The organism is Clostridia bacterium (genome assembly GCA_017620395.1).
In the GTDB taxonomy this organism is placed as follows: domain Bacteria; phylum Bacillota; class Clostridia; order Oscillospirales; family RGIG8002; genus RGIG8002.
Map to the genome: position 1 here is coordinate 1 of JAFZQJ010000034.1, position 12,275 is coordinate 12,275.

Here is a 12,275-nt window from a genome sequence, read left to right on the forward strand (position 1 = left end):
AGCAGTTTTGAACGAGATGTTTATCGTTCAGGCAAAACAACAAAACAGCGGTCATACTTGACGTATGGCCGCTGTTTTTTGTGAAGCATGGGCGGGAAACAGCCGTTCAAAACCCGACTTATCCCTAATTTGCGCGCCCTTTCGGCGGGGCTGTCCTTTATTTTGTACCCCGGCGGCAAAATGAACATAAACGGGCGCAAAATATTGAATCAATTTTACATATCGGTTAGTTGACAAGTACGCGGTCGTAATGTATAATAATATCATAATGACGGGATGTTTTTCCGAAGGGGTGGTGTCGTTGAGAACTGTTCCGGTCTGCGTGTCAAAAGTATTCTGCGGAGCGGGCACGACTGCACCCGTAACGCCCGGGCACAAGTCCCTCCTTAAAGGGCAGGGGTGCCCCCATAATCAAACAGGTCTGTAAAGGCGAGCACGGATAAGTGCACGCCTTTTTATATTTCATTTTTGAGCTGAAAGCGAGGAACAGATATGTTGAAGGTCGGTATCATCATGGGCAGCGCCGGAGACCTCGAGAAGGTCGCGCCGGCGGCGAAAACGCTGAAGGAGTTCGGCGTCCCGTACGAAGCGAAGGTGCTCTCCGCGCACCGCACTCCCGACGAAGCCGCCGCGTTCGCGGCCTCCGCGCGCGAAAACGGCTTCGGGGCGCTCATCTGCGCCGCGGGCAAAGCCGCTCATCTCGCCGGCGCCGTCGCCGCGAGAACGACGCTTCCGGTCATCGGCATACCGGTCAAGACGTCCGCGCTCGAGGGTATGGACGCGCTGCTTTCCACCGTGCAGATGCCGGCTGGAATGCCAGTCGCCACCGTCGCCATCGACGGCGCGGTCAACGCCGCGCTGCTCGCCGTCCAGATCCTCGCCGTCACCGACGCAGGCCTCGCCGCAAAGCTCGAGGCGAAGCGCGCCGCCGACCGCGAAAAGATCCTCGCGGCCGAACTCGATATATAAAAGAATGATATAAAGGAGAAACAACTATGAAAAAGCTTCAGCAGCTCTATGAAGGCAAGGCCAAAAAGGTCTTCACCACCGAGAACCCCGACCTGCTCATCGTCAGCTACAAGGACGACGCCACCGCCTTCAACGGCGAGAAAAAGGGCACCATCGTCGGCAAGGGCGTGGTCAACAACCGCGTTACCAACCGCCTGATGAAATACCTTGAGGCCAACGGCATCCCCACTCACTTCGTGGAGGAGCTGAACGACCGCGAAACTCTCGTCAAGCGCGTTAAGATCGTTCCGCTCGAGGTCATCGTGCGCAACATCGCCGCCGGCTCGCTCGCGAAGCGCCTCGGGCTCGAGGAGGGAACTCCGATGAAGCGCACCGTGCTCGAATACTGCTACAAGGACGACGCGCTCGGCGACCCGATGGTAAACGAGTATCACATTCTCGCGATGGAATACGCCACCGAGGAGGAGCTGAAGCTCATCGCCGGCTACTCGCTGCGCATCAACGAGCTGCTCGGCAGCTTCTTCGAGAAGCTCGGCGTGCGGCTGATAGACTTCAAGCTCGAATACGGCCGCACCTCCGACGGTAGCATCGTGCTCGCGGACGAGATCTCGCCCGACACCTGCCGCTTCTGGGATATCGCCACCGGCATGAAGCTCGATAAAGACCGTTTCCGCAGAGATCTCGGCGGCGTCGAGGACGCTTATAACGAGATACTGAAGCGCGTTTTCTCGGAGTAATTATCCGTCTGTTCAGGTCAAAAAGTGAGGTTACCTATGTTTGACAAAATCCATGAAGAATGCGGAGTATTCGGCGTCTACGCCGACAAAAAGACCGACGTCGCGGGGCTTTGCTACTACGGCCTTTTCGCTCTGCAGCACAGAGGGCAGGAGAGCTGCGGCATCTACGTCAACGACGACGGCGTGATAAACGGCTACAAGGCCGCCGGCATCGTCAACGACGTCTTCACGCGTCCGGTGCTCGAATCGCTCGGGCAGGGGAGCATGGCGCTCGCCCACGTCCGCTACGGCACTGCCGGCAGCAGCGGCAGCAAGAACGCCCAGCCCGTGCAGATAAACCACATCAAGGGCAGCATGGCGCTCGCCTATAACGGCAACATCGCCAACGCGATGAGCCTGCGCGAGAAGCTCGAAAGCACCGGTTCCATCTTCCACACCACCGGCGACGCCGAGGTCATCGCCTACGTCGTCACCCGCGAGAGGATGAACGCGCCCTCCATCGAAGCGGCAGTCTCCGCCACGATGAAGCAGCTTGTCGGCGCGTATTCCATAGTGCTCATGTCCCCGCGCAAGCTCGTCGCCGCGCGCGATCCTATGGGCTTCCATCCGCTCTGCATCGGTCAGAAGGACGGAATGTACGTCGTCGCCTCCGAGACCTGCGCGCTCGACTCCGTCGGCGCGAAGTTCCTCCGCGACGTCGAGCCGGGCGAGATCGTGATAATCGATGAAGACGGCGTCCGCTCCGACAAGAGCAACTGCATAGAAGGCAAAAAATCGCTCTGCGTTTTCGAGTTCGTATACTTCGCGCGTCCCGACTCGGTCGTCGACGGCAGCTCGGTGCATATCGCGCGCCGCCGCGCGGGCGCTATGCTCGCCCTGCGCCATCCCGTCAACGCCGACGTCGTCATCGGCACGCCGGACAGCGGCATAGACGCCGCGATTGGCTACGCGAACGAATCCGGTATTCCCTACGCCGTCGGGCTCATCAAGAACAAGTACATCGGCAGGACGTTTATAGACATCGGCCAGGACTACCGTATGGACCGCGTCAAGATCAAGCTTAACGCCGTCTCCGCGGTCGTGAAGGACAAGCGCGTCATCCTCGTCGACGACAGCATCGTGCGCGGCACCACCAGCGCCCGCATCGTCAAGATGCTGAAGGACGCGGGCGCGAAAGAGGTGCATCTGCGCATCTCCTCGCCGCCGTTCCTCTATCCCTGCTACTTCGGCACGGATATCGACTCGCAGGACGTGCTGATCGCCTGCAAGCATCCGGTCGAGGAGATCGCGAAGATCGTCGGCGCCGACTCGCTCGGCTACCTCGCGATAGAGGATATGCCCAAGCTCGCGTATAACACCAAGCTCGAGATATGCGACGCCTGCTTCACCGGCGAATACCCGATAGACGTCCCGAAGGAGCAGAAGAGCTTCCGTTTCGAGAAAAAGATTTCGGAGTGATAATATGGAAAAGAGCTACAGCGAGAGCTATAAAAACGCGGGAGTCGACATAACCGCGGGCTACGAGGCCGTCCGGCTTATGAAGGACAGCATCGCGCGCACGGTAACTCCGGGCGTGCTTTCCGGACTCGGCGGCTTCGGCGGCCTGTTTCAGCCCGACCTTTCGGGTATTAAGCGCCCCGTGCTCGTTTCCGGCACCGACGGAGTAGGCACGAAGCTGAAGCTGGCGTTCCTGCTGGATAAGCACGACACCGTCGGCATCGACTGCGTCGCGATGTGCGTCAACGACGTCATCTGCTGCGGGGCGAAGCCGCTGTTCTTCCTCGACTATATCGCGCTCGGCAAAAACGTGCCGCAGCGCGTCGCGGATATCGTCGCCGGCGTCGCGGAGGGCTGCGTGCAGTCCGGCGCCGCGCTCATCGGAGGCGAGACCGCCGAAATGCCCGGCTTTTACCCCGAGGACGAATACGACCTCGCGGGCTTCTGCGTCGGAGTCGCGGACGCGGATAGGATAATCGACAAAGAGCGCGTCGAAACCGGCGACGTTATCATCGCGCTGCCGTCTTCGGGCGTCCACTCGAACGGCTTTTCGCTCGTTCGCAAGGTCTTCGACGTCGAGCGCGCCGACCTCCGCGCCTACGCCGACCGCCTCGGCAAGCCGCTCGGCGAATGCCTGCTGACGCCTACGAAGATATACGTCAAGCCGATGCTTGCGCTGTTCGGCTCCGTCGACGTAAAGGGGGTTTCCCACATCACCGGCGGAGGCTTCTACGAGAATATCCCGCGCGCGCTGCCTGAGGGCAAATGCGCGAGGATAGACCGCGCTTCGCTGCGCGTTCCGCCCATATTCGGCCTCATCGCCGAGAAGGGCGGTATCCCCGAGCGCGATATGTTCAACACCTACAATATGGGCGTCGGCATGAGCGTCATCGTTCCCGCCGCCCAGGCGGACGAGGCGCTGCGCGTGCTGAAAAACGCGGGCGAGGACGCGTACGTCATCGGCGAGGTCGCCGAGGGCGACGGCGTCGTTATCGAATAAGGAGAAACTGCTATGATTGACGGAAGAGTCGCGGTGCTCGTCTCCGGAGGCGGCACGAACCTGCAGGCGCTGATAGACGCGCAGAAAAAGGGGATAATCAGGAGCGGCCGCATCGTGCTCGTCGTTTCCAGCAACCCCGACGCATACGCGCTTACGCGCGCGAAGAAGGCGGATATCCCGACCTTCGTCGCGGAGAAGGGCGCAAATTTCGAGAAGAGCATCATCGCCGCGATAGAGGAGGCGAAGGCGGATTTCATCGTCCTCGCCGGTTTCATGAAGATACTCAGCGCGGATTTCGTCCGGCGCTATGAGAGAAGGATAATCAACGTCCATCCGGCGCTCATCCCCTCCTTCTGCGGCGAGGGATTTTACGGCCTTAAGGTGCATCAGGCGGCGCTGGACTACGGCGTGAAGGTCACCGGCGCGACGGTGCATTTCGTCAACGAGATACCCGACGGCGGCGAAATAATCGCGCAGAAGGCGGTCGCGATCCGCGAGGACGATACCGCCGAAACTTTGCAAAAACGTGTTATGCGGCTTGCGGAGCACAAGATACTTCCGCTCGCGCTTGAAAAATGCCTGAGTGAAGCCCGTCGCTGACGGGGGAGAAAGGAGCAAAACAATGGTTGAACTGAAAGAGTATTTATCGTCAAACGTCTATCCCGGCAGAGGGATAATCATCGGCAGAACTTCCGACGGCAGCGCCGCTGTCGCGTACTTCATCATGGGGCGCAGCGTCAACAGCCGCAACCGCGTCTTCGTCGCGGACGGCGACGGCATACGCACCGAGGCGAAGGATCCCTCCAAGCTTGTCGATCCGTCGCTCATCATATACTCGCCGGTCAGAGTCATCGGCGACAAGCTGATAGTTACGAACGGCGACCAGACCGATACGATCTATGATTTCATAGCGGACGGCAAGACATTCGAGCAGGCGCTCGACACCCGCTGCTACGAGCCGGACGAGCCGAATTTCACCCCGCGCATCAGCGGCATGCTCGACGAAAGCGACGGCTCCTATAAGCTCAGCATCCTGCGCTGCAAAAAGGGTGAATGCGAGCGCGTTTACCGCGATTACGCGCCCGTTCCGGGCGCCGGACACATAATCCACACCTACGATTCGGACGGCTCGCCGATCCCCTCCTTCTCGGGAGATCCCGTCGAGGTTCGTATCCCCGACAGCATCGAGGAGTTCACCTCGATCCTCTGGGAGAATCTCAACGAAGACAACAAGGTCTCGCTTTTCGTCAGATACGTCAGTTCCAAAAACGGCATCGGCGAAACGAAGATCATCAACAAGTATTGATAAACGGAGGAAGCGAAAATGAAAGAGTTCACCCTGAAATACGGCTGCAATCCCAACCAGTCGCCCGCGCGTATATTCGTCGAGAACGGCGAGCTGCCCGTTGAAGTCCTCAACGGCAGACCCGGCTATATCAATTTCCTCGACGCGTTCAACTCCTGGCAGCTCGTCAAGGAGCTGAAGGCGGCGCTCGGGCTTCCCGCCGCGGCGTCCTTCAAGCACGTCAGCCCCGCCGGAGCGGCGGTCGGACTTCCGCTTTCCGACGTGCTGCGTCAGATATACTTCACCGGCGACGGCGGGCTTTCGCCGCTTGCCTGCGCCTACGCCAGAGCGCGCGGCGCGGACAGAATGTCCTCCTTCGGCGACTGGATCGCGCTTTCCGACGTCTGCGACCTTTCCACCGCGAAGCTTATTCAGCACGAAGTATCCGACGGCGTGATCGCCCCCGGCTACGACGACGACGCGCTCGAGGTGCTGAAATCCAAGCGCAAGGGCAACTACAATATCGTGAAGATCGACCCCGAATACGTTCCTCCGAAAACGGAGGTCAAGCAGGTCTTCGGCGTTTCCTTCGAGCAGGGGAGAAACGACCTCGAGATAAGCGAAAAGCTGCTCGAAAACGTAGTCACCGCCAACAAAGAGTTCCCCGAGAGCGCGAAGCGCGACCTAATCCTCGCGCTCATCACGCTGAAATATACCCAGTCAAACTCCGTCTGCTACGCGAAGGACGGTCAGGCGATCGGCGTAGGCGCCGGTCAGCAGTCGCGCATCCACTGCACCCGTCTCGCCGGCACGAAGGCGGATAACTGGCATCTGCGCCAGCATCCGAAGGTGCTCGCTCTGCCGTTCCGCGAGGATATAGCCCGCCCGAACAGGGACAACGCCATCGACGTTTACATCTCCGAGTTTTACGAAGACGTCATCGGCGACGGGGTCTGGCAGGAGTGCTTCACCCGCAAGCCCGAGCCGCTTACCCCCGCGGAGAAGCGCGAGTTTCTCGACGGCGTGAAGGGCGTTTCGCTCGGCAGCGACGCGTTCTTCCCCTTCGGCGACAACATCGAGCGCGCCGTCAAGAGCGGCGTGCAGTACATCTCCGAGCCCGGCGGCTCGATCCGCGACGAACAGGTCATCGAGACCTGCGACCGCTTCGGCGTGACGATGGCGTTCAGCGGCGTCCGCCTGTTCCACCACTGATAAACCAACCAAAGGAGAGCCTGCGATGAAGGTGCTCGTTGTCGGAAGCGGCGGCAGAGAACACGCCGTGATAAAGAAGCTGCGCGAAAGCGCGCTTGTCGATAAGATATACGCGCTGCCCGGAAACGGCGGCATCGCGCAGGACGCCGAATGCGTCCCGATAGGCGCGATGGAGCTGGAGAAGATCCGCGACTTCGCGGTCGAAAAGGGGATAGGCCTCGCCGTCGTGACGCCGGACGACCCGCTTGTCGCCGGCGCCGTCGACCTGCTCGAGGCCGCGGGAGTGCCCGCCTTCGGGCCCTGCAAAGCCGCCGCCGCGATAGAGGGCAGCAAGGCGTTCGCCAAGGAGCTGATGAAGAAATACGGCATCCCGACGGCGCGCTACGAGGTGTTCACCGATTGCGAAAAGGCGCTCGAATACGCCGCCTCCGCGCCAATGCCCTTCGTCGTCAAGGCGGACGGGCTCGCGCTCGGCAAGGGCGTCGTGATCCCCGCGACGAGGGAAGAGGCGCTCGCCGCCGTCCGCTCGATGATGTCGGGCGAGGCGTTCGGCGACAGCGGCAGAACGGTCGTCATCGAGGAGTTCCTCGAGGGGCCGGAGGTCTCCGTTCTCGCCTTCACCGACGGCAAAACGATCGTGCCGATGGTGTCCTCGATGGATCACAAACGCGCCCTCGACGGCGACAAGGGCCTGAACACCGGCGGTATGGGCACGGTCGCGCCCAACCCCTACTACACCGACGCCGTCGCGAAGGAGTGCATGGAACGCATATTCCTGCCCACCGTCGCGGCGATGAACGCCGAAGGCCGCCCATTCAAGGGCTGCCTCTATTTCGGGCTCATGATAACCGAAAACGGCCCGAAGGTCATCGAATACAACTGCCGCTTCGGCGATCCCGAAACGCAGGTCGTGCTCCCGCTGCTGGAGGGCGACCTTGCGCGGATAATGCTCGCCGTCCGTAACGGCACGCTCGCGGATGAAAGAGTATCCTTTTCGGATAAGCGCGCCGCCTGCGTGATCCTCGCCTCCGGCGGCTACCCGAAGGCGTACAAAAAGGGCTGCCCGATCACGATAGGCGACGTCGGCGATGCCGTCGTCTACCACGCCGGCACGAAGCTGACGGAGGACGGACTCGTTACCTCCGGCGGCAGAGTCATGGGCGTGACTGCCGTCGGCGAAACGCTGCGGCAGGCGCTCGACAGGGCTTACGCCGCCGCGGATAATATCAGCTTTGAAAATATGTATAAGCGGAGCGACATAGGCGCGAGAGCGCTTAAGGCCGCCGAATAACGGGAGAAGATTATGGTATTTCGTGTTTTCACCGAGAGAAAGCGCGGCTTCGCCGCGGAGGCGGCGCGGACGCTTTCGGATATAAGAGAACTGCTCGGCGTGACCTCCGTCACGGGTGTGCGCCTGCTCAACCGCTACGACGCGGAGGGTATGAGCGAAGCGGATTTCCGCGCCTGCCTGACGACCGTCTTTTCCGAGCCGCAGATGGACGATATCCTGTTCGAAGTGCCGCAGGGGAACTACACGGCGTTCGCCGTCGAATACCTGCCGGGGCAGTTCGATCAGCGCGCCGATTCCTGCGCGCAGTGCATCCAGCTCGCCTGCGGAGGCGAGCGCCCGGCCGTGCGAAGCGGCAAGGTCTACCTGCTCGAAGGCGACGTCACCCCCGCTCAGCTCGAAGCGGTGAAAAAGTACATCATCAATCCCGTCGAGAGCCGCGAGGCGTCCTTCGACAAGCCGGAAACGCTGCGTATGGACGCCGACGCGCCCGCGGACGTCGCGGTTCTGGACGGCTTCACGCGGCTTGACGACGCGGGGCTCGACAAGGTCATCGCGGACTACCGCCTCGCGATGGATCACGCGGATATCGCCTTCTGCCGCGACTACTTCCGCGGAGAAGGGCGCGATCCGTCGCTTACCGAGCTGCGTATGCTCGATACCTACTGGTCCGACCACTGCCGCCACACCACCTTCGGCACGGTTATCGAGAGCGTCGAGCTTGCCGATCCCGCCGTCGCGGCGGCTTACGCGCGCTTTGAGGATATGCGCCGCGAGCTCGGCAGGACGAAGCCCGTCACGCTTATGGAACTCGCGACTATCGGCGCGAAATATCTGAAAGCGAAGGGACTGCTGACCGACCTCGACGAATCCGAGGAGATCAACGCCTGCACAGTGAAGATAAAAGCCGTCGTCGACGGCGAGGCGCAGGACTGGCTGCTGCTCTTCAAAAACGAAACGCACAACCACCCGACCGAGATCGAGCCCTTCGGCGGAGCCGCCACCTGCATCGGCGGCGCGATTCGCGATCCGCTCTCCGGCAGGGCTTACGTATACCAGGCGATGCGCGTGACCGGCGCGTCCGACCCGACCGTTCCGATATCGGAAACGCTATCCGGCAAGCTGCCGCAGCGCAAGATAGTTACCGAAGCGGCGGCGGGATATTCATCTTACGGCAACCAGATCGGGCTCGCGACCGGGCTCGTTGACGAAATATACCATCCCGGCTACGCCGCGAAGCGCATGGAGATCGGCGCGGTCGTCGGCGCGGCTCCCGCGCGCAACGTGCGGCGCGAAGTTCCCGCCCCGGGCGACGTCGTGATCCTGCTCGGCGGCAGAACCGGACGCGACGGCTGCGGCGGCGCGACCGGATCGTCTAAATCCCACTCCGTCGCCTCGCTCGAGCAGTGCGGCGCGGAGGTGCAGAAGGGCAACGCGCCCGAGGAGCGCAAGCTCCAGCGCCTCTTCCGAAACAGCGAGGCCGCGCGGCTGATAAAGCGCTGCAACGACTTCGGCGCTGGCGGCGTATCCGTCGCCATCGGCGAGCTCGCTGACGGCATGGAGATCAACCTCGACCTCGTTCCGAAGAAGTACGACGGGCTCGACGGCACCGAGCTCGCGATAAGCGAATCGCAGGAGCGTATGGCGGTCGTGCTCGCGGCCGCGGACAAGGCGCGCTTCCTCGAGCTCGCCGCGGGCGAGAACCTCGAGGCCGTGCAGGTCGCGGAGATAACCGCCGAACCCCGCCTCGTCATGAAATGGCGCGGCAAAACCATAGTCGATATCTCGCGCGAGTTCCTCAATTCCAGCGGCGCGCCGAAATACACCTCCGTCAGGGTGGACGCTCCCGCGCCCGAAGCGGAAGCGCCCGTCGAAGGCGGCTTTGCGGAGCGCGTCAAGGCGCTCGCCTCGGACCTCAACGTCTGCTCCAAGCGCGGACTTTCCGAGCGCTTCGACTCGACCATAGGCGCGGCGACGCTGCTTTCGCCCTTCGGCGGAAAGCGCAGACGCACTCCCGCGCAGGCGATGGCGGCGCTGCTTCCCGCGGACGGCGAGACCGACGCCTGCTCGATAATGGCGTACGGCTTCGAGCCGTACCGCACCGAACGCGATCCCTACGCCGGCTCGTATACCGCCGTCGCGCAGTCTGTGGCGAAGGTCATCGCCGCGGGCGGCAAACGCGCGAATACGCATCTTACTTTCCAGGAATACTTTCAGCGGCTCGGCTCGGCGCCGGAAAACTGGGGCAAGCCGTTCGCCGCGCTGCTCGGCGCGCTCGACGCGCAGATAGACCTCTCCCTCGCCGCGATCGGCGGCAAGGACTCGATGAGCGGCAGCTTTGAGAAGTTCCATGTTCCGCCTACGCTCGTTTCTTTCGCCGTCGCGTCCGGCGTTCAGTCCGACGTCATCGCGCCGGAGTTCAAACGCGCCGGAGCGCGCGTCTTCCTGCTCCGTCCGGACGAAGAGGGCGGCAGACCAACCGCCGCGGGACTGACCACCGCGTTCGATTATGCGGAAAAACTCATCGCGGATAAGAAGGCGGTTTCCGCCTACGTCGTCGGCGGCAAGGGCGCCGCCGAGGGCGTGATGAAGTGCTGCTTCGGCAACGGGCTCGGCTTCGCCTTCGCGGACGGCGCGGATCCCTTCGCGCCGCACGCCTGCTCCTTCATTCTTGAGGCCGCCGACGGCTTCGAGCCGCGGGCCGCAGAGGGCTTTGAAATCTCGCTGCTCGGCGTTGTTACAGGCGAATACACGATCGCGTTCGGAAACGAAAAGGCCGATTTAAGCGAAATCGAAGCGCTCTACGAGGGCCGCCTCGAATCCGTCTTCCACAGCTTTGCCGCGCCGGCGGAAAAACCGCCCGTGCTCGCGTATGAAGGCAAAAGCGCCGCCGCTCCGGCGGTGCTGACCGCGAAGCCGCGCGTTTTCATACCCGTCTTCCCGGGCACGAACTGCGAATACGACACCGCCCGCGCCTTTGAGAAGGCCGGCGCGGAGCCGGACGTCTTCGTTCTCCGCAACCTCACCGCCGCGGATATCGCCGCCTCCGCTTCGGAAGCGGCGCGCCGCATAGCGCGGTCGCAGATCATATTCATCCCCGGCGGATTTTCCGGCGGCGACGAGCCGGACGGAAGCGGCAAGTTCATCACCGCGTTCTTCCGCAGTCCCGCCGTCAGCGAAGCGACGGGCGAGCTGCTCGACGTCCGCAAAGGACTTATGGGCGGCATCTGCAACGGCTTCCAGGCGCTCGTAAAGCTCGGGCTGCTGCCTTACGGCCGCATCAGAGAAGCGACCTCCGACTCCCCGACGCTGACCTACAACGTCATCGGCAGACACCAGTCGCGTATGGTGCTGACCCGCGTCGCGTCCGCGCTCTCGCCCTGGCTTTCCGCCTGCGAGGTCGGCGACGTCCATCTCGTTCCCGTATCCCACGGCGAAGGCCGCTTCGTCGCGCCGGAGCCGCTGCTGCGCGAGCTCGCGGATAACGGGCAGATCGCGACTCAGTACTGCGACGCGGATGGAACGCCCTCCGGCGATATCGAATACAACCCCAACGGTTCCTACTGGGCGGTGGAGGGCATAACCTCCGCCGACGGCCGCATCTTCGGCAAGATGGGGCACAGCGAACGCGTTTACGGCAAGCTTTACAAAAACATACCCCACACGCGCGAGAACGGAATGTTCGCCTCGGCGGTGAGGTATTTCAAGGGTTGATATGGACGTAAAGGTGATACGCAGCGACCGCCGCACCGCGTCGGTCGAAATATCGCGGGACCTGACCGTCACCGTCCGCGTGCCGCGGCGCTTTTCGGACGAGCGGGTGCAGGCGTTCGTCGAACGCAACTCCGGCTGGATAGAGAAGCACCTCAAGGCGCAGCGCGAGCGCAACGCGTGGCTCCGCTTTCCCGTCGACGCCGATCCCGCGTTACTTCGCGCGGAGGCGGAAAAAGAACTGCCGCCGCTGCTTGAGAAGTATATCGCGCTTACCGGTCTGAAGCCGAAGGCGGTGAAGGTAAACTCGGCGAAAAAGCGGCTCGGAAGCTGTTCGCCGGACGGCACGATACACTTTTCATACACGCTGATGCTTTACCCGCCCGAAGCGGTCGAATACGTCGTGCTGCACGAGCTGGCGCACCTGAAGGAACGCAACCATCAGCGCGGCTTTTACGCGCTGATAGAACGCTATATGCCGGACTGGCGCTCCCGCAGGGCGCTGCTGAAATAGAGCCGCGGCAAACGGCGGCATAACAAAAGGTCTCATCTGCCGGATGAGACCTTTGCTTTTTA

10 protein-coding genes are annotated in these 12,275 nt (G+C 62.1%); all 10 read left to right on the top strand.

The window, feature by feature from the left end:
- Nucleotides 1-492 precede the first annotated feature (492 nt).
- From purE to J5441_07695, 10 genes are read left to right on the top strand one after another with little or no spacing between them, the layout of a single operon-like run.
- Complete coding sequence (purE, locus tag J5441_07650) at nucleotides 493-969, top strand: 5-(carboxyamino)imidazole ribonucleotide mutase (GenBank protein ID MBO4935018.1); 477 nt, start codon at nucleotides 493-495, stop codon at nucleotides 967-969.
- 26 nt (nucleotides 970-995) lie between these two features.
- Nucleotides 996-1,706: a phosphoribosylaminoimidazolesuccinocarboxamide synthase gene (locus tag J5441_07655; GenBank protein MBO4935019.1), complete on the top strand. Its 711-nt coding sequence runs from the start codon at nucleotides 996-998 to the stop codon at nucleotides 1,704-1,706.
- Nucleotides 1,707-1,742: 36 nt separating this feature from the next.
- Nucleotides 1,743-3,164, top strand: coding sequence for an amidophosphoribosyltransferase (locus J5441_07660; GenBank protein ID MBO4935020.1), 1,422 nt, complete (start codon nucleotides 1,743-1,745; stop codon nucleotides 3,162-3,164).
- Nucleotides 3,165-3,168: 4 nt separating this feature from the next.
- Nucleotides 3,169-4,203 carry a phosphoribosylformylglycinamidine cyclo-ligase gene (locus J5441_07665; protein ID MBO4935021.1) on the top strand — a complete coding sequence of 345 codons (1,035 nt, stop codon included), beginning with the start codon at nucleotides 3,169-3,171 and terminating at the stop codon, nucleotides 4,201-4,203.
- A gap of 12 nt (nucleotides 4,204-4,215) precedes the next feature.
- Nucleotides 4,216-4,803: a phosphoribosylglycinamide formyltransferase gene (locus J5441_07670; GenBank protein ID MBO4935022.1), complete on the top strand. Its 588-nt coding sequence runs from the start codon at nucleotides 4,216-4,218 to the stop codon at nucleotides 4,801-4,803.
- A 22-nt stretch (nucleotides 4,804-4,825) separates the two neighbouring features.
- Nucleotides 4,826-5,509 (top strand): IMP cyclohydrolase, encoded by a 684-nt coding sequence (locus tag J5441_07675; GenBank protein ID MBO4935023.1) that lies wholly within the window; start codon nucleotides 4,826-4,828, stop codon nucleotides 5,507-5,509.
- Nucleotides 5,510-5,527: 18 nt separating this feature from the next.
- Nucleotides 5,528-6,700: a phosphoribosylaminoimidazolecarboxamide formyltransferase gene (locus J5441_07680; GenBank protein ID MBO4935024.1), complete on the top strand. Its 1,173-nt coding sequence runs from the start codon at nucleotides 5,528-5,530 to the stop codon at nucleotides 6,698-6,700.
- A gap of 25 nt (nucleotides 6,701-6,725) precedes the next feature.
- The gene (gene purD, locus J5441_07685) at nucleotides 6,726-7,991 is read left to right on the top strand and encodes a phosphoribosylamine--glycine ligase (GenBank protein ID MBO4935025.1); all 1,266 of its coding nucleotides are present in this window, start codon (nucleotides 6,726-6,728) and stop codon (nucleotides 7,989-7,991) included.
- A gap of 12 nt (nucleotides 7,992-8,003) precedes the next feature.
- Nucleotides 8,004-11,702: a phosphoribosylformylglycinamidine synthase gene (locus J5441_07690; GenBank protein ID MBO4935026.1), complete on the top strand. Its 3,699-nt coding sequence runs from the start codon at nucleotides 8,004-8,006 to the stop codon at nucleotides 11,700-11,702.
- A 1-nt stretch (nucleotide 11,703) separates the two neighbouring features.
- Nucleotides 11,704-12,213, top strand: coding sequence for a M48 family metallopeptidase (locus J5441_07695; protein MBO4935027.1), 510 nt, complete (start codon nucleotides 11,704-11,706; stop codon nucleotides 12,211-12,213).
- Nucleotides 12,214-12,275: the final 62 nt, after the last annotated feature.